At 67.4% G+C, this 18,190-nt stretch carries 11 protein-coding genes; 9 read left to right on the top strand and 2 right to left on the bottom strand.

The features are described from left to right. Nucleotides 1-414 precede the first annotated feature (414 nt). Nucleotides 415-1,086, bottom strand: coding sequence for a hypothetical protein (locus CAP_RS22535; protein ID WP_044244510.1), 672 nt, complete (start codon nt 1,084-1,086; stop codon nt 415-417). A gap of 947 nt (nt 1,087-2,033) precedes the next feature. Between CAP_RS22535 and CAP_RS22530 the strand changes: the two genes are divergently transcribed. The 4 genes from CAP_RS22530 to CAP_RS22510 all read left to right on the top strand — a co-directional run bounded on the left by CAP_RS22530 (nt 2,034) and on the right by CAP_RS22510 (nt 9,084). Continuing rightward, entirely contained in the window at nt 2,034-3,692 is a 1,659-nt protein-coding gene (locus CAP_RS22530) for a hypothetical protein (protein ID WP_156041050.1), read from the top strand. Beyond that, nucleotides 3,605-6,520, top strand: coding sequence for an AAA family ATPase (locus tag CAP_RS50795; protein ID WP_156041049.1), 2,916 nt, complete (start codon nt 3,605-3,607; stop codon nt 6,518-6,520). The genes CAP_RS22530 and CAP_RS50795 overlap by 88 nt, the downstream gene beginning before the upstream one ends. A gap of 99 nt (nt 6,521-6,619) precedes the next feature. Next, nucleotides 6,620-7,966, top strand: coding sequence for an AAA family ATPase (locus tag CAP_RS22515; protein WP_044244503.1), 1,347 nt, complete (start codon nt 6,620-6,622; stop codon nt 7,964-7,966). Further along, nucleotides 7,963-9,084 (top strand): HNH endonuclease, encoded by a 1,122-nt coding sequence (locus tag CAP_RS22510; RefSeq protein WP_044244501.1) that lies wholly within the window; start codon nt 7,963-7,965, stop codon nt 9,082-9,084. Before CAP_RS22515 ends, CAP_RS22510 begins: the two co-directional genes overlap by 4 nt. Before the next feature lie 43 nt (nt 9,085-9,127). Here CAP_RS22510 and CAP_RS22505 read toward each other — a convergent pair whose 3' ends face one another. Next, on the bottom strand, nt 9,128-10,009 hold the full coding sequence (locus tag CAP_RS22505) for a hypothetical protein (protein ID WP_044244499.1): 882 nt from the start codon (nt 10,007-10,009) through the stop codon (nt 9,128-9,130). 369 nt (nt 10,010-10,378) lie between these two features. Between CAP_RS22505 and CAP_RS45275 the strand changes: the two genes are divergently transcribed. From CAP_RS45275 to CAP_RS22480, 5 genes are all read left to right on the top strand, one after another. Next, entirely contained in the window at nt 10,379-10,852 is a 474-nt protein-coding gene (locus tag CAP_RS45275; RefSeq protein ID WP_052375669.1) for a DUF6892 domain-containing protein, read from the top strand. 58 nt (nt 10,853-10,910) lie between these two features. Next, nucleotides 10,911-11,402 carry a SpoIIAA family protein gene (locus CAP_RS45270; protein ID WP_052375668.1) on the top strand — a complete coding sequence of 164 codons (492 nt, stop codon included), beginning with the start codon at nt 10,911-10,913 and terminating at the stop codon, nt 11,400-11,402. A gap of 90 nt (nt 11,403-11,492) precedes the next feature. Beyond that, the gene (locus CAP_RS22490; RefSeq protein WP_044244496.1) at nt 11,493-13,724 is read left to right on the top strand and encodes a type VI secretion system Vgr family protein; all 2,232 of its coding nucleotides are present in this window, start codon (nt 11,493-11,495) and stop codon (nt 13,722-13,724) included. A 17-nt stretch (nt 13,725-13,741) separates the two neighbouring features. Next, nucleotides 13,742-16,000 (top strand): type VI secretion system Vgr family protein, encoded by a 2,259-nt coding sequence (locus CAP_RS22485; RefSeq protein ID WP_044244493.1) that lies wholly within the window; start codon nt 13,742-13,744, stop codon nt 15,998-16,000. A gap of 10 nt (nt 16,001-16,010) precedes the next feature. After that, on the top strand, nt 16,011-18,190 hold a 2,180-nt coding region (locus tag CAP_RS22480), incomplete at its 3' end, for a type VI secretion system Vgr family protein (RefSeq protein WP_052375667.1).

The raw sequence follows: 18,190 nt of genomic DNA, 5'->3' as shown, positions 1-18,190 counted from the left end.
ACCAGCGCAACCTGACGGAGCGCCAGCGCAACCTGACCGGGCGCGAGCGCAACCTGACCGGGCACCCTGCGGGGACCGAACGCCGACCTGCCCGCGCAGGAGATCGCCGACACGCATCGGGAGAAGCCCCACGGCTCTCCCGAGAGGCATCGTTCGGTGCACGAGTGCGGGGTGGAAGTGCGCGGTGGAGATGAAGAGCGGGCTGGAGATGCAGAGCGTCGGCGAGGAGGTGGAGCCCACCTCCTCTCCTCTGACGCGTACGAGAGGCGCGAAGACCGATCGCTTGTCGGCTGGGAGCACGATGAGCGCCCATCACCGAGCGCTCATCGCGGCGCGCCCATCGCAGCGCGCTCGACCCGGGGGCACACACGACATCGCCGTGCACGCCCCCCGAGGATGCTCACCCCCCAGTGCTCACCGCGTCGCCCCCATCGTGGAAGCGACGGGTGCCCGCACCACCGACAGCGCCCCCTTCCCGGACGACGTCGTGGTGGGCTTCGTCGGCGGCGAGGGCGGCTCGGGCGCGGGTTTGTCGCCTGGCTTGTCGCCCGGCTTCTTGGCGCGGGTCACCGCCGCGTTCAGGAAGTACCGCTCCGCCAGCGCCGGCTTCGCCTTGTAGTAGTCGCAGAGCCGCCCGTGGGCGCTCTCGATCTGCTGCCGCACCGCGCGCCGCGCCTCTCGCTCCTCCGCGAACAGCCGCTCCGCGTCCCCATCCGCCGCCGTCCGCGCCTCCAGCGCCGCCCGGAACGCGGCCTCCGCCGTGTCGAGCGCCGTCACCGCCGCCCCGATGCCCGCGTTCCCCGCCACGAACGGCTGGAACCGCACCCGCAGCGGCGTGAGCGCCAGGAGCTGCGCCTGCCCCTCGGGCTTGATCTCCACCCCGTACCCTTCCGGGAAGATGGTGCGCTGCGCCCGGAGCCCGCTGCTCGCGCGGTCGGCTTGTGACGCCGCTCCATCGAGGTTGCGGATGCAGTCTTCGAGCACCTGCTCCGTGCTGTACACGTCAGCCAGGGCATCCACCGCGGCATCGTCGGCGTCCTCCCTGTCGCGCTCTCTCTGCTTGAGCTGATCGAAAACGGGAATCATTTCATCACGCAATGTCGCGTGAATGGCTTCACCTCGTTTACACCTCGCCATGTGAAAGCGAGCGTGACGGAGATGAGACGACGTACCATCGGATTCGCGCAGTCGGCGCATGATGTTCCTCCTCCTGAATGCGGCAACGCGCCGCATGGGGTGCGGGGAAGATAGGCCGCGAAAAGGAGTGCGCAAGGCGCCGGGGGCGTCTGGCCGGCGGACAGCACAATTCCGACGCAACCTGGTCGCGCTCCCTGCATCACGAGGCGTCTTGAGCTTTGGTTTGCGGGCATCTGTGCGGGCGTCCTGAAGACCGACACGGAGCGCAGATGTAGGCGTGCGTGCGGAGAAGAAGCACCGCGAGGGCGCGTAGCGAGGTGCACACGGCGCGAGCCGGCCGAGTTCCGGAGCCAACGGCCCTGCTCCGCGGGGGAACTGCAACCCAACCGCTTGAGTCGGCATTGCTCCCGGTGGGAACTGCAACCCAACCGCTTGGGTCGGCATTGCTCCCGGTGGGAACTGCAACCCAACCGCTTGGGTCGACATTGCTCCCGGTGGGAACTGCAACCCAACCGCTTGGGTTGACATTGCTCCCGGTGGGAACTGCAACCCAACCGCTTGGGTTGACATTGTTCCCGGTGGGAACTGCAACCCAACCGCTTGGGTCGACATTGCTCCCGGTGGGAACTGCAACCCAACCGCTTGGGTTGACGTTGCAAATCGGAGCAACGCCAAGTTCAGAGGTTGGAACGACATTCCGCGCCCGGGGAGGCCGGCGGGGTCACCTGGCAGACGTTTCGGGGGGGCTCGCCGTGGAGATGCGAGGGTGGCAGACCCATGGCCCTCGGCCGGAGGGGTGAGCGCGTCGCGCGTCGGAGTGTATGCGCTTCGGCTTCGTCCGCCTGAAAGCGTGGGGTGCTTCGAGGGGTGACGAGGGCTGCGGTAGCCTCGCCTTCATGGCGAAACCCTGGGACATCAACGGTGACGACATCGAGCTCTGGTCGCAGCAGCACGACGCCTCTGCCGAGCTGCCCGACCTGGTACGCCAGCTACTCCTCGCCACCGTCCCTCTCTCGACGCTCACGACCACCACGCATGCTGGAACGCGCCTCCCAGGCTGGGACATGATCGTGCGCGCCAGCCGCGAGAGCGCGTTCTGCCCGCAGGGCGCTTCGGGATGGGAGCTGAGCATCGAGGAGCGCAGAGGCAAGCTCGATGACGACTTCAAGAAGCGGTCGGCGGATCCCTCTCCTTTCGACCCCAAGGACACGACTTACGTCGCCGTCTCCGCACGACGCATCTCCGCCAAGATCCGCTGGGCGGGCGAGCAGCAAGCCAAGCGCACCTGGAAGGACGTTCGCCTCCTCGACGCCGACGACCTCGCCGCATGGCTCGCCCTTGCCCCCACAGTAGCGCGCTGGTTCGCCGGCAAACTTGGTCGGCCGAGTGCAGACGTCGAGGACCTCGATACTTTCCTCCACACCTGGCGCGGTCGAACCCCTCGGCCGCTGCCGTTCAAGCTGGCCCTCGCGGGTGAGAAGCGCCTGCAGCAAGCAGAGACTGTCCGCGCCTGGGCGCGCCAAGCGGGTCGCAGGGGGCGTGCGCTGCTTGTTCACGCGCACACGCGCGACGAAGCGCTGGTGTTCGTGGCCGCAGCTTTGGCCACGGACGTTTCCCCGGAAGGTCATCAGATCTGCGCGCGCACGCTCGTCGTGCACACGGAGGAGGCGCTCCGCGGGGCACTTGGACCGGCCAGTGGCGAGCCGCTCATCGTGCTCTCGAACCTTTCAAGCACCGCCCCAGCGGACCGTGCCCATGGCGCCCTCGTGGTGCCGCTCGAAGGTCATCTGCCGAGCGGAAGTGACGACGTGCTCAAGGTCGAGCCAGCGCCCTTCATGCGCTTCGTCGAGATGCTCAAAAAAGACGGCTTCTCCGAGACAGAAGCGCGCCGTGCGCAGGATTCGGGTGGCAACCTGGCCTCCTTGCAGCGTCTCTTCGGCCACGTCGCACTCCCCCGGTGGGTAGAAGGTGCCCCAAGCGTTCCACTCGCGACGATGCTCCTCGTGGGCTCGTTCCAACCTGGCAACCAGGAGGACCGCGATGTGCTTGCTCTGCTGGGTGCCGACCCTGGCGAGGTCGAGGCGCTCTGCGAACACCTCGCCCTCGCTCCTGACGCGCCCACCATCAAAGAAGGACGTTACGGACGCGCGGTGTGGCGGTGGCGGGCCGAAGAGGATGTCTGGAAGTTCCTCGGGGGCCGCATCCCTGCGGACACCTTGCGGCGCTTCGCAGAAACCATCCGCCTCGTGCTGGGTGAGCAAGACCCGAGCCTGGAATTGCCCCCTGAGGAGCGCCTTCAGGCGCCGTTCCTGGAGAAAATCTTCCGCGCGTCGGATGTGCTGCGGGAGGGAATGAGCCGCGCACTGGTGCGCCTCGCCCTCAGCGACGAGACACTCGCCACGCTGCATGGTCCGCAATGCGGCAGCCACCTCGCCTCGTATGTGCTCCAAGACCTGCTCCAACCTGCGTGGTCGAACTGGGCCTCGCTTTCGAACTTGCTGCCGCGCCGATTCCGATCGGTGACGCGCAGCGCGTGCATACAAGGGACGACGTAACACTGGCTTACGAGGGCTACTTCAGACTGATGCTCAACCAGGCTGGGTATGACGCTACACGCTGGGCAAAGATGGTCTCAGCGCGTATCGCCAGGAGTGAGCGCAGAGTGCTGGCAGCTCTTGAAGAACGAAGCGACCTCATTCTTGATGACAGTTCAGCGCTATGGTCAGCGATAAGAAGGCTCCTCCACTGGTCGGCTCCGGACACGGACAAGCCCCAAGAGACAGGATCACCTTCGGAGGATCAGGACGAAGAATCGGTGCGAGAGCGATGGTCGAGACTTTACGAGCGGTTCACGCCGGAGAATGACGTGCGGAAGGTGGCATGGCTTTTCGCGAAAGGCATCAAGCTGCCCAATCCAAAATCACACCGGTATGACATTAGAGTTCAGACCGTCGAAATCAACAGGCTACGCGAAGAGGCCCTGCAGAAATTCTGGAAGGGGCCGGAACCTGTCTCAATCCTCGAACGGCTCGCATTGGAGGTCAAAGAACCCGAGATGCTGGCTACGGCCCTCGCGACCACCTCATTTGCAGCCGTTCTCGACGACATCATGTTCGAGGACAGTATCGGCCCGGCCCTTCGGTCGCTACTCCCGCGCTACGCCGCGATAAGACAGCTGGCAGCAGGTCTCATTTGGCTGAAGAAGCGCATCGATGACTTGCTGGATGCAAAGCGCCGAGATGACGTGAAAGCCATTCTCAGAGCCCTTTCGCCGTGGCCGCAGGTCTGGAACGTCATTGATGACCTCCCAGACGACCTGAAGCGCGCTTACTGGCTCGGCGTCGAGTTCATTACGGATGACAACGTGCCCAGAGAAGATCTAGAGCGAGCGCTCTGCAACATGCTCGACGCAGGAAACGTCTGCTGGGCGATGACGAACGTGGCTTATTCAAAAACCGAGCTTTCCCCGGAGGTTGTGGTCAGGGTGCTCAAGACTTTTGCGATCAGCCCTCCCGCCGAGGCGAACGGCTTCGTCAATGAATCAACTGCACCCTACATGCTTGAGCAGCTGCTTCAGCGCCTGGAGAGTCTGCCAGAGGCCGAGACGCTGCACGCGCAACTCCTGGTGGACTTGGAGCTTATCTATGCGTGCATCACCCCCGAGGCCCATAGACCTCTCCGTCACCTCTCTGCCGCCTTCGCTGCCAGTCCACAGACCTTCATCGAGCAGGTGAAGCGCAGGTACCGACGGCGCCACGATCCACCTCTTGTTCTCACGCCCGAAGAGCAGGAGCCAATCAGGCAGCGAGCAGAAGCCGCATGTCGCTTGCTCGTTGCGTGGAATGGCTATCCAGGTCAGGGAGAGCCTCCCCAAAGAGCTGAAGAGATCCTTCATGACTGGTCACTTCAGGTCCTGCGTTCCCTCGTGGCGGAAGATCGCGCCAGCACAGGGGCAAGCGAGGTAGCGCGCGTCCTCGCGCGAGCCCCCGATGCGGAGGATGGTCACTGGCCGTGCATCGCAGCGCGCCGGCTGCTGGAGCTGGAGGAGTTTCCTCGCCTATCTCACGCCTTGCAGATGGCAAAGTGGAACATGCGGGGCATGACCCGCCGTTCTCTGGGTGAAGGGGGCAAGCAGGAGCGCGCACTCGCCAGCCGCTATCGAGACGCTGCGAAGGCGGTGGCACTCACGTGGCCGCGCTCCGCAGACATGCTCGACGAACTCGCTGCAAGCTATGAGTGGGATGCCGTGAGGCAGGACGCCGAGGCACAGATAACCCTGCGCGAGGAGGGCGCGGAAGCCGCAGACTTCGAGGATCGTCCTCGCCAGCCAGAGCCTCCCGCCAGACAGCCCGCGCCGCAGCTCGGGATCGTGAACGTCGAAGCCATCGAGCTACACGACTTCGCCGGACTCGAACACTTGGGCCTCCGCATGACGTTTCCGGTGACGTCAGGGCAGTCAGCCGGCGAGGTGGGTCAGTGGGTGGTGCTCTTTGGCGAGAACGCGCGCGGCAAGACCTCGATCGTGCGCGCCATCGCGCTCACGCTCGCCGGCGCCGACGTGGCCCAGGCAGCGCTCGCGCAGCATCATGCGCCACTCGTCCGCATCGGCCGGGACTCCGCACGATGCAAGGTCATCTCTGGAGGCGGTACGTTCTCGGCCACCATCACCGCGGGTGCCGCCCGCGAGGTGGTGGCTTGCGAAACCCCTGGTGGCGCCCGCCCTCTGCTCTTCGGATACGGATGCCGACGAAGCTCAGCGCTCGGCAGGGATGGCGCCTCCGCACCTAGCGGACCATCTCCAGACGTTGCCACTTTGTTCGGCTCCTCCAGCCATGTCCATCCCGCCTCCGACTGGCTCCAGTACCTGAAGCGACGCGCTTCCAGGGGCCCCGTTCACGAGCATGTCCTCCGCACGGTCACCGAGACGCTGTGCGCCCTCCTCCCGGGCGTGGAACGGATGGACGTCACCGATGACAAGGTGTGGTGCATCGCGCCTGATCTGGGCGGCCGCATTCCTCTCCAGGCGTTGAGCGACGGCTATCTGACCATGCTGGGGTGGCTGGTCGACATGATCGCTTGCTGGGTACGCATGGCAGAGCAGAACGAGCTGGATCTCGCAGGAGATTTCCTCGCGAGGATGGAAGGGCTGGTCTTGCTCGACGATCTCGACTTGAACCTGCACCCCCGCTGGCAGCGAGAGGTGATCCAGAGCCTCAAGAAGGCTTTCCCGCGACTCTCGTTCGTGGTGACGGTGCACCACGCGCTGACTCTCCTCGGTGCGAAGGCCGAGGAAGTCTGCAGACTTGAGCTTCGGGAGGGGCAGGTCGTCGCGTACCAACCTGAGGGATCCTCGGAACGAGGAGCGCCGTATGAGCGCCTGTGATCGAGTGCGGGCACCCACCGACGTTCTGCAGGCTGGAGCAGCCTTGACACCCTCCTGCCGCCTGGGGCTTGCTAGCCGCCCGTTGCCTGACAAAGCGCCATGTACCTGACCCAGCTCCGCATCCAGAACCTGAAGCTCCTCAAGGACTTCGAGCTGAGCTTCACGGACGCGGAGGGCAGGCCGCGCATGTGGACCGTGATCATCGGGGAGAACGGGACAGCGAAGACCTCCATCCTCCAGGCCATCGCCATGGCCGCGGCGGGGGCGCTGAACGTGAACGGGCTCGCCCAGAACGTGTCCTCGCTCCGGGACAAGCGGGACAGCAAGGCCACTGTCTGCATCAGGGCCGATTTCCTGCTCGATGCGAAGAGGCAGCGGAGCAGGGTCTATCCGGGATATTCAGGCCGGAAGCCGAAGGGGGGCGTGGTGGTCCACTCGGAGGTGGAACTGCCGCCGAAACGCAAGGACCTGGTTGCGCGGTCGTCCTATGCGGGAGTCGACGGCACGCAGGACCCCATCACGGACGCGCGCAGCATGGATGCGAAGCTGTGGTTCGTGGCGGCCTACGGGGTGCAGCGGTTTCTTCCGGGGGATCCCAACGCACGACCCGTGCTCGACCACGCCAGCGTGGAGCGTATGCGCTCGGTGTTCCAGCGGGTGGACCTGATCGGGACGGGCTTTGCCAACATCCTGAAGCCGGAGAAGGCGCGCATCTACAGCCGGGTGCTCCGGGACGCGCTCTTCGGGAAGGAAGGACTGCTGCCAGGGTTCAACGATCTGGAGCTGCGTGGGCAGAAGGGAGCGGGCACCACGAAGACACTCCAGGAGGGACACCGTTTCGTGCAGAACCTGCCCTCGGGGGAGCTGAAGCTAGCGGCGAGCTGGCTGTCGCACGGCTACCAGTCCACGATCGCGTGGCTCGCGGATCTGGTCGGGCACATCCTGTGGGAGGCTCAGAGCAAGGAGGCGCTGGCTCCTGAGGACATGGAGGGGCTGGTCTTGCTCGACGAGATCGACCTGTACCTGCACCCGCGCTGGCAAAGGACCATCATCCGTGCGCTCAAGGCGACGTTCCCGCGGCTCCAGTTCGTGGCGACCACACATTCGCCGCTGGCGCTGGTGGGGTTGCGGCCAGACCAGGATGAAATCGTGCGCCTCGTCATCGACGACAAGACGGGCGATGTGCGCCAGCTCGACATGAAGCAGGAGCGGGCCCACGAACCTGATCCACGGCTGATGACGGGCACGGAGATCTACCGGACTTACTTCGGTATCGACCAGCTCTATCCCGACGAGCTGGGTGAGTTGCTGCGCGAGCACCGCTACCTGGCCGCTGACCCGACCCGGAGCGCCAAGGCTGACAAGCGGCTCGACGCGCTGGAGGAGAAGCTCCGGGAGGAAGGCGTAGAGCCAGATTTTCCCCGCGAGCCGAGGCGCCAACGGTGATCGGCATCGCGCGAGGACCGGAGCCGGAAGCACTGCGCCTCGAACGCCGGCAGCGCCTGGCACGCGCCATCCTGGCGCGGCGGGAAGGGAGCCCAGTCACGTTCGACGGGTATCAGGTCGCGCGGGAAGCGCTGGTGCCAGCGCTCAACTACAAGTGCGCTTACTGCGAGATGCCTCTGCAAATTCAGGGGCCTCCCGTCGAGCACTTTCGCCCGAAAGAGTGCGTCGAGAACGAGGGCGAGCCAAGAGACGCGAGCCGGTACTGGTGGCTGGCGTGGACCTGGGAGAACCTCCTGTTCGCGTGTTCCCGGTGCAATACGTGGTCGAAGAAGAACAAGTTTCCTCTGGCGCCCGGGAGCAGTCCACTCGCTGAATTCTCTGTCGCGCTAGACAAGGAGCGGCCCTTGCTGATCGATCCGGCGAGGGTCAACCCGCGAGAGCACATCCGCTTCAAGTGGTCGGAGGCGAGGGGCCGGTGGTTGCCGCTACCCGTGAATGGGAGCGCGCTGGGCAGGCGAACCATCGACGAGCTGCGCCTCGCCGTCATCGATGACGGCGCGGATCACGCCAAGGCTCATGTCGAGGACCGGCTCTCTCTGTGCATCGAGCAGCTTCGGGAGGCGATGTCCGGGGGCAGTGGGAAGGACGATCGCGAGAAGGTGAAGAGGCTGTGGGCGCGCTGGTGCAGATCGCTCTTCGCGCCGAGGCAACCCTTCCACGCGCTCACCTGGGATGTGCTGGATGCCGAGTTCTCCGCCGAAGAACGGAGCACGTGGGGGCTGACGCTGCCTCGCCTGGGACGGCATGAGCCACCCGCGTCGTCGCCGCTCTTCGATCCTGCCGATGATCCGCCCGGGTTCGGCGACCTCTCGGAGGAGCTGCAACTCCGCGTCCGGGCGCTGGGGCGCCACAGCTCGGAGCAGGAGGTGCTCGGCGTGCTGGAGGAGATCCTCCGACCGCGTCGTGGAGGCCGCGACTGGTCCGACCAGGAGCTGGCAGGGCTTCTCGGCCGCAGCATCGGCAGTGTCAGGCTCTACCGGCGCAGACTTGAGGAGCGCCGCTCCTTGAAACAACCACGCGGCGCGCGGAAAACCACCTCACGTTCCAGGGAAGCCTGACGGTGCGCGTGATGGCCAGGCGCGCTCGCTGGCGGGAGTCAGATCACGATGCGGGCGGCGCGAACAGCTCCTCTGCGCTGCTCACCACCACTGCCCGGCGGAGCCACTGCTCCAGCTCGGCGAGGTCCTTGCTCGCCAGGATGCGCTCGCGCACCTCGGCGGAGACGTCCAGCCCGCGCGTGTCGAGCACGCTGAGGACGGCCTCCGACTTGGCCTTCCACTGGCCCTCGGCCACGCCCTCGGCCACCAGGTTTCGAAAGTACTCGCTCCTGTATTCTCTCTTCGCTGTGAGCATCGCTTGCAGCCTCCGCCTCGCGGCTTCGTTCAGTGAGGATAGCACCAGGTCCAGGTAGTCTCCGTAGGGCGTGTCCTCGAGCGCCGCGGCGCCCTCCAGGAACGCTCCGGCAATGGCCAGCCCCGCTGCGCTCTTTCCATGGGTCATCGCCGAGAGCACGGCAAGCTCGGGTGAGGCCCGCGCCTGCGCGGGATCGGTGACCACCGGAACGCACGACGGGCCCAGCACCAGCGGCTCCAGGGTGAAGCCCGCGTGGCCGGTGGGGATGGGACGGGAGCACCACCGCACCATCCGCGGGTTGATGGTCACCACCACCAGACGGGTGGGGCACTGGTGCCGGGCGCGGGTGTGGGTGACGTAGACGGGCCAGACGTAGCGCTTCGCGCGGTCAGGGTGGAGCTGGATTTCGAGGACGATGGCCAGCACCGGCTTCTGCTGCGCGTTGGTGAGCAGGATCAGCAGGTCGGCGCGGCGGTCGGCGGGGAGGACCTCGCTGAGGTCTGCGGATGTGATGCGCGCCTCCCGGTAGCGCGGAAGCGGTCTGCGCAAGACGGCGCGGAGCAGCTCCGCCGCCAGCGTGGGACGGTTGCGGAAGAGATCGACGAGGGCTTCGTGATCGAGCGAGGGCACGGGGTCTCCTTGTCGGAGCAGTCCCGGAGCGCAGGACGAGTCTGACCTGCGCGGGTACGCCGCCGCGAAGGCCGAGGCGGCAGAGATGCTCCACAGAGGAGTTACGGAGAGGGGGTCGATTCTGGCTTGGATTCATGTGGTGCAAAGGTGTCTCAAACGCACCGCTGAATGAAGTTAGCCGGGAACGACGCAATCGGGAGAGGGCAAATCCTATCGTCGCGCGGTTCTTGGAAACTCTCTCGTCAGTCCGCAAGTGATTACGCGGTGGCGTGCCAGACCGTGTCGCTTCTGATGTGCAGAGCCACCGAGGGCAGCCTCGAAGGGTATGCCCCCCTGACACCCGCCAGCCCGTTGCGGTAGCTTCGGCGCATGTTCAAGGATCTCCACTTCAAGCTCAGTGTCATCTCTGCGCTCATGGAAGAGGGCCATTACGTCGAGGAGGCGGAGGCGCTCAGCGCGAAGCATGCGAAGTCGGCGAAGCCGTACAAGGCCATCAAGCAGGTGATGGCGTACTTCGAGAAGCTCGAGATCCCGGCGGAGCTGCTGGCGACGATCACCTCGCTCTCGCCGGATGGGGGCGACCTCGCGTACCAGCATGCGACGAGCGTGTGGGATGGGGAGGATGACCTGTTCGACATCACCTCGATCGAGGGCATCGAGCACCTGGTCAACCTGGAGGCGTTCACGCCCATCGCGATGATCGGGGAGGACGGGATCGACTACACGCCGCTCCTCGGCTGCAAGAAGCTGAAGCGGGTCGACATGTCCTTCGGGAAAGAGGGGCCGAAGAACGAGGCGGTGATGGTGGAGCTGGAGAGGCGCGGGGTCGAGATCGAGACGTGAGGGATCGGGGGGCCGGCGGGTGTTACAAGATCCGGGTGCAGCGGCGCGGTGGTCAGCCATGATGGGGCCCCGGGACAAGCGGGAGGGGCGCGACGCGCAGGTCGACGCGTGGAACGACGACGGGGCGCCCTCGGGGCGTGGGCGAACCAGGGTCCTGCACCTCGGGGTGCATGTGGTGGAGCGCGAGGAGCCGGATACGTGCGTGGTGCGGTTCGGGGGGGATCTGGAGGAGCGGGATGTGGCGCTGATCCTCGATGCGTTCGAGGAGTTTGCGGGTGTCCGGGAGCGGGCCTACTTGCTCATCGATCTGAGGGGGCTGGGGCGCGCCACGGCGGAGGCGCGGCGGCTGGCGGGGATGCGGCAGCTTCCGCCGCAGTATGCGGGGCTGTCGCTGTTCGGGGGGAGCTTCGAGCAGCAGCTCGTGGCGAAGCTGGCGACGATGGCGGGGTGGCTGCTGCGGGGGCGCTCGCTGGGCAAGCCGATGCCGGTGTGCGTGAAGCGTGAAGGTGAGGCGCGCGCGTGGGTCGCGGCGCAGCGCGGGCGGAGGTGAGGGGCCGCGGGCAGCGCGAATGACGCGCGCACGCCGTTCGCGCTGCACGGGGGCGCTTGTGGACAGGGCGCGGTCGTTTACGATGCGGGCATGGGGACGGGCCTGTCTCAGTTCACGCTTGAGGGCGATCTGCTTCCGGGGGACGTGGAGACGGATCGCTTCGAGGCGGTGGAGGGGATCTCGGAGCCGTACACGGTCGTGGTCGGGTTCACGACGCAGAGTGAGGGGTTCCGGGTGGAGGAGTGTCTCCGGAAGCGGCTGTGCCTCTGTGTCGTGGATGCGGCGGGCAACACGCGCTTCTACGATGGGGTGGTCGATCAGGCGCGCTTCGTGCGGGTGGCGAAGGCGCGCCGGCACTTCGAGGTGCGGCTCAGGCCTGCGCTGGCAGCGCTCGCGCACCGGGAGGGGTGCCGGATCTTCCAGGAGCAGACGCTCGTCCAGGTGATCCAGACGATCTTCGACGAGGCGGGGTTCGGCGAGAAGGTCACCTGGCGGAACACGAAGGAGTACGAGCCGCGCGAGTTCGTGGTGCAGTACAACGAGTCGCACCTGAACTTCGTGTCGCGGCTGATGGAGGAGGCGGGGCTCTTCTACTTCTTCCACCACACGGCCGACGGGCACACCATGGTCGTGGGCGATGATGCCTCCTGCTTCGGCGGGGAGGAGGGGGCGGAGCCCGTGGTGTTCAGCATGAGGGCCGGGGCCTTCGGGGGTGAGGCGCTCGGGCGCTTCTCGCGGACGCGCGCGCTGCGGACCAGCCAGGTGCACGTGCAGGACTTCGACTTCGAGCATCCCGAGGTGCCGCCGACGGCCACGCTGCCCGCCGAGGAGCGCTGGTCGATGCCGTTCTTCGAGTATCCAGGTGGCTTCTTCAAAGGAGAGGCGGGCGCGCAGGTCGCGAACGCGCGCATGCGGGAGCTGCGCCGGGACGCGGACGTGTGCCAGGGGGAGAGCCGGGCCGTGGGGCTGCGGGTGGGGGCGCAGTTCTCCGTGGGTGGCGCGGCGGAGGAGTGCCTGAACGGCGTGTTCATCACCACCCACCTGGTCTCGCGCGGGAACCAGACGCTCACCGGCGGGGGGGAGCAGAATTACGACACGCAGAACACGTTCCGGGGCATCCCGGAGGGGGCGCCTTACGCGGCGCCGCGGCGGGCGCGCAGGCCGCGCATCCGGGGGGTGCAGACGGCGATCGTCACCGGGTCGAGCAAGCAGGAGCAGGCGCTGCATGTCGACAAGTACGGGCGGGTGAAGGTCCGCTTTTACTGGGACCGGGTGGGCCAGCAGGATCACACGTCGAGCTGCTGGATCCGGGTGTCGCAGGCGAACATGGGAGGGTCGATGATCCTGCCCCGGGTGGGGTGGGAGGTCTCGGTCGCGTTCCTCGATGGGGATCCGGACCGGCCGGTGATCCTGGGGCGCGTCTACAATGCCGAGAAGACGGCGCCCTATCCCCTCCCCGCCACCAAGGCGAGCGGCTCCATCAAGTCGCTGTCGTCGCCAGGGGGCGGTGGGCACAACGAGCTGGTGATGGGCGACAGCGCGGGGAAGCAGGGCGTCGGGTTCCATGCGCAGAAGGACCTCAACGTCACCGTCGGCAACGACAAGGTGGAGCAGGTCGGCGTGGACGAGCAGCAGCACGTCAGCGTCAATGCCAACAGCACGGTGGGGGTGGACGAGACCGTCCAGGTAGGCGGCGACCAGTCGCTCGACGTGGGCGCGGTGATGCAGCACCAGATCGGCGGCAACCAGCAGATCAGCGTGGGGGGCAACGACACGAGCAACGCGATCTCCAACTACGTGGAGAAGGTGGGCGGCGATCGCGCGTACTCGGTGGGCGGGACGCAGATCACCATCTCCAACGGGATCGAGCAGCAGGCGCAGGGGGACTTCTCGCGCAGCGTGGGGTCGCTCCAGCTCACCGGGTCCATCTCGTCGATCAACGACAACATCCTCGGGTCGCTCAAGGAGAGCAGCGGCGCCATCAAGGTGCAGCTCGTCAACGGCAGCCACGGGGAGCAGATCACCGGCGACAAGAGCCAGACGTACGCCGCGGCGGAGCTGCACCTCACCAAGGCGGGGCTGGAGAACAAGGCAGGCGCCAGCGTGACGAACCTGGTGGGCGGGCTGCACTACCAGAAGCTCGACGGCAGCTACGTGGTCAAGGCGCCGATGATCACGCTGCTGGGCGCGGTCGGGGTGTTCAGGGGCGGCGGCAGCGAGCTGAAGCTCGGGGGCGGGCCCATCGTGCTCAAGGGCGACAAGATCGCGGTCAAGGGGGGCCTGCTCGTGAAGATGAGCGGCTCCATGAAGCTCGGCTCCTGAGCGAGGTGAGGTGAACCGTGGCGAACAACCATACCCAGGCCCTTCCCTCCGTGACCATCGCCGACCGCGGCTTCTTCGTGCTGCGCTACGCGCTGGACGAGCGCATGTCCGAGCTGGGGGTGCTGGAGCTGGACCTGTGGGACGACGCGGGGGAGACCCTGCCCGCGCCAGGGGACGTGCTCGATCAGGCGGCCACGTTCACGCTCGCGCGCAGCGACGGGGGGCAGGAGCGGAGCTTCGTGGGGACGGTGGTGCAGGCGGAGCTCTCCGTCGATGACGACGACCTGCCCGTGCTCCAGGTGGTGGTGGCGCCGAAGCTCTGGAACCTGACGAAGCGCGCGGACTGCCGCATTTTCCAGAAGATGACGGGGCCCGACATCGTGAAGGAGGTGCTCGACGGCGCGGGGGTGCCGGCCTCGAACCAGGACTGGCGGGTGCAGGAGGCGCACCCGGAGCGGCTCTACACGGTGCAGTACCGGGAGACGGATCTCGCCTTCATCCACCGGCTCCTCTTCGAGGAGGGCATCTACTTCGCGATCCACCACGTGGACGGCAAGGACATGCTGGTCTTCGGCGACGCGCCCCAGGGGCTGGGCGAGGTGGAAGGGCCGAGCTCACTGCCGTTCTTCGAGGACTTCGGGACGGAGGGGGCGGCGGATCGGGTGCTCCACGTCGGCAAGACGGCCTGCGTGAAGAGCGACAAGGTCACGACCCGCGACTACAACCCCGACAAGCCCTCCGCGAAGCTGGAGGCCACGGTGGAGGGCACGGACGACGGGGAGCACGAGCTGGAGATCTACGAGTACCCCGCGCGCGCCACGGACATGGAAGGGGCCAAGCGCGTCGCGGCCATCCTGCTCGACGCGGTGCAGGCCGATCGGGACGTGACCCACGGGGAGACGGGCTCGCTGCTGCTCTGGCCGGGGCTGCGCTTCTCGATCGAGGGGCACCCGTACGATCCCATCAACCAGGAGTACCTGGTGCTCCGCTCGCGCATCTCCGGTGAGCAGCCGCGCCAGCACGATGCAGGGTCGGGCCGGGAGCCGCGGCTCACCATCGCGTTCTGGGGCATTCCCACGGTGTCGGCGAGCTACCGGCCACCGCGCCGCGAGCGCCAGCAGCGCCTCGGCGGAACGCAGACGGCCATGACCACCGGGGCGGGGGGCGAGGAGATCCACACCAGCGACAAGGGAGAGGTGAAGGTCTCCTATCCCTGGGATCGCTCGGGGAAGAAGGACGACACGTCGAGCCGGTGGATCCGCACCAGCCAGCTCCAGCTCGGGGGGGCGATGTACCTGCCGCGCATGGCGTGGGAGGTCACCGTGAGCCACGTGGAGGGCGACCCGGATCGGCCCCTCGTGTGCGGGCGCGTCTACAACGCGGTCACGCCGCCGCCCTATGCGCTCCCCAAGCACGCGGCCAGGAGCGCGGTGCAGACGGCGACCACGCCCGGCGGCGGCAGCTCCAACGAGTACCGGATGGGCGACGGGGCGGGGGCGGAGGAGATGTTCTTCAACGCGTCGAAGGACATGACCACCCAGGTGAAGAACAACGCGACCGAAAGCATCGGCAACAACCACAGCAGGAAGGTGGGGTCGAACCTGAGCCGCGACGTCACCGACAGCCAGTCGTCGAACGTGGGGTCGAACCAGAGCATCTCCGTCGCCGGCAACCAGACCATCCACGCGGAGACGTTCTACGTCGACCAGGTGGGAGGCAACGCGGAACTCTCCATCGGGGGGAAGCGCGACATGAAGGTCGGGGGCGACCACAAGCGCGACGTGGGCGGCGCGAGCTCGCTGAGCGTGGGCGCGAACCAGCTCGATCTGGTGGTGGGGTCGGTGACGGACGAGACGCTGGGGAGCTTCAAGCACGACGTGGGCGCCGCGCTCATCGAGCTGTCGGTCAGCGACCGGACGGTGACGGTGGCGGGCGACATCGAGGAGCAGGCTGCCGCGGCGAAGATCATCGCGGTCAAGGGCGGGCGCGGGGTGAAGGTCGACGGGTCGATGACCGCGAAGACCGCCGGGGCCATCATCAACGTGGCCACGGGGGATCACGCCGAGAGCGCGGGGGGCAACTACACGGAGGTCGCCGTGGGGGCGCAGCTCGTCAAGGCGGGGGCGAACATCGTCTACGAGGCCGACAGCATGCTGACGCTGGTGATGGGCGCGTCGATCCTCTCGCTGACGCCCGCCAGCGTGGCCTTGCTCGGCGTCTCGGCCAAGCTGCAGGGCGACGTGGCGGACACCGCGATCCTGATCATCGACAACTGAGGAGGCGACGATGGCACGCGATTTCGAGGTCCATCTCTCCGTCGGCGACGCCGCCACCTCGCGGGTCACGGCCTTCGACGCCATCCACCAGGCAGGGCGGCCCTTCGTGGTCGAGGTGGACGCGAACGTCGACGGGTACCTGGATCCAGGCGATCTCCTGGGGGTGCCGGCGACGCTCTCGTTCGGCGTCCCGGGCAACGAGCCGCGGGTGCTCACCGGCCTCGTCGAGGCAGCCACGGTGCTCGGTCGGGCCGACGAGAGCGTGGGCGACCTGCGCGGGCACTACCTGCTGCGCCTGGTCTCGCCGCTTTACCTGCTCGATCGGAGCGTGGACTCGCGCATCTACCAGGACATGACGGTGGAGGAGATCGTCACCGACGTGCTTGAGCGCCACCAGATCGACGGGGTGCAGTGGCGGCTCGCGGGGAGCTACCCGAAGCGGGCGTACTGCGTGCAGTACCAGGAGAGCGCGCTGGCCTTCATCTCGCGGCTCTGCGAGCACGAGGGCATCTACAGCTTCATGGAGCCGTCCCCGTCCGGGGAGCAGCTCGTCTTCGCCGACGACAGCCCCTCCGCGGGGGCGATCAGCGGCGCGCCGGAGCTGCCGCTGCGCCAGCGCACCGCGCTCGCCGACGCGGGCGACGCGGTCTACGTGCTGCGCAGGAAGGAGCGGGTGCGCTCCGGGAAGTTCACCCTGCGCGACTACGACTTCAAGCGGCCACGGCTCGACCTCACCGCCGCAGAGGAGGGCGAGGAGCGGGCGGGGCTGGAGGTCTACGACTACCCCGGCGGGTACTGGGAGCCTGAAGAAGGGAAGCGGCTCGCCGAGACGCGCCTCCAGGAGGAGCAGGTGCTGCGGCGCACGGTCGAGATCGACGCCAACTGCGCGCGGGTCGCGGTGGGGCAGAAGCTCACGATCACCGACGCCGACGAGGCCAGCGGGGAGTACTTCGTGTTCGCGGCGCACCACCGCTACGTGCACCGTGGCAAGGGGGAGAGCGCGCATGCCGGCAGCCAGGCGCGCGGGAATGGCGCGGGCGCGGGCGCGGGCGCGGACCGGCCCGCGTACGTGGTGCGCGCGCGGTTGCTCCCCATCGCCGCGAAGTTCCGGCCGGCGCGCGAGACGCCCGTGCCCGTCATCGAGGGGCCGCAGACGGCCACCGTGGTGGCGCCCGAAGGGTCGCCGCAGGAGGCGATCCACACCGACGAGCACGGGCGCTGCAAGGTCAAGTTCCGCTGGGATCGCAGCGAGGTGAAGGACGACAAGGCGTCGTGCTGGATCCGGGTCGCCCAGGTGCAGACCTCGGGCTCGGTGATGCTGCCGCGCATCGGCTGGGAGGTGATCGTCGAGTTCCTGGAGGGGAACCCCGACCGGCCGCTGATCACGGGGAGGCTCTACAACGGGGCGATCATGCCGCCCTACGCGCTGCCCGAGGGCAAGACGCGCACGTCCCTGAAGTCGTACTCGTCGCCAGGCGGGAGCGGGAACAACGAGATCCGCTTCGAGGACAAGGCCGGGCAGGAAGAGATCATGGTGCACGCGCAGCGTGACATGAAGGTGGTGGCCGCGAACAACGCCAAGACGAGCGTGGGGCGCAACGAGACGCGCACCGTCGGCAACAATGCCTCGCTGGAGGTCGGCGCCAACCAGACGACGCGGGTCACCAAGGGGCTGTCGAACACCATCGGGGCCAATCAGACCATCGAGGTCGGTGGCAACCGCAAGGTGGAGGTGAACGCGGTCACGGCGCTCACGGCGGCCGGCAACGAGACCGTGACGGTGGGCGGCGCGCAGTTCGAGATGGACGGCAATCCGCTCGAAGCGCTCCTGAACATCGCCGCGGAGGCGGCCGAGAGCTTCATCAACGCGCTCGCAGACCAGGCCATCGACAAGGTGCAGGGGCACGTCGACGGCGCCATCAACCAGGTGCTGGCCCCCATCAACCAGCTCAACGCCCGGGTGCAGGGCGTGCAGGACGCGATGAATGCCGTGAAGAATGGCGACCTGAGCGGGGTCGCCGGGATGGTGGGCAATGCCGCGGGCATTCCCGGCGCGAGCGAGCTGGCCTCGGCGATGGGCGGGGGCGGCGCGGGCGGCGGAGGTGGCATGGCTCAGGCAGGGAGAGCACTGCCAGGGGGCGCGGGGGGCGGGGCTCAGGCCGGAGGCGGGGGGGGCGAGGCCCAGGGCGG

It is taken from the genome of Chondromyces apiculatus DSM 436 (assembly GCF_000601485.1).
Lineage (GTDB): Bacteria > Myxococcota_A > Polyangia > Polyangiales > Polyangiaceae > Chondromyces > Chondromyces apiculatus.
This window is presented reverse-complemented; position numbering and strand designations above follow the sequence as displayed.

Coding starts and splice junctions, on each gene's coding strand:
- CAP_RS22535 (WP_044244510.1), bottom strand. CDS start 1,086: ATGATTCCCGTTTTCGATCAGCTCAAGCAGAGAGAGCGCGACAGGGAG.
- CAP_RS22530 (WP_156041050.1), top strand. CDS start 2,034: ATGGCGAAACCCTGGGACATCAACGGTGACGACATCGAGCTCTGGTCG.
- CAP_RS22515 (WP_044244503.1), top strand. CDS start 6,620: ATGTACCTGACCCAGCTCCGCATCCAGAACCTGAAGCTCCTCAAGGAC.
- CAP_RS45275 (WP_052375669.1), top strand. CDS start 10,379: ATGTTCAAGGATCTCCACTTCAAGCTCAGTGTCATCTCTGCGCTCATG.
- CAP_RS45270 (WP_052375668.1), top strand. CDS start 10,911: ATGATGGGGCCCCGGGACAAGCGGGAGGGGCGCGACGCGCAGGTCGAC.
- CAP_RS22490 (WP_044244496.1), top strand. CDS start 11,493: ATGGGGACGGGCCTGTCTCAGTTCACGCTTGAGGGCGATCTGCTTCCG.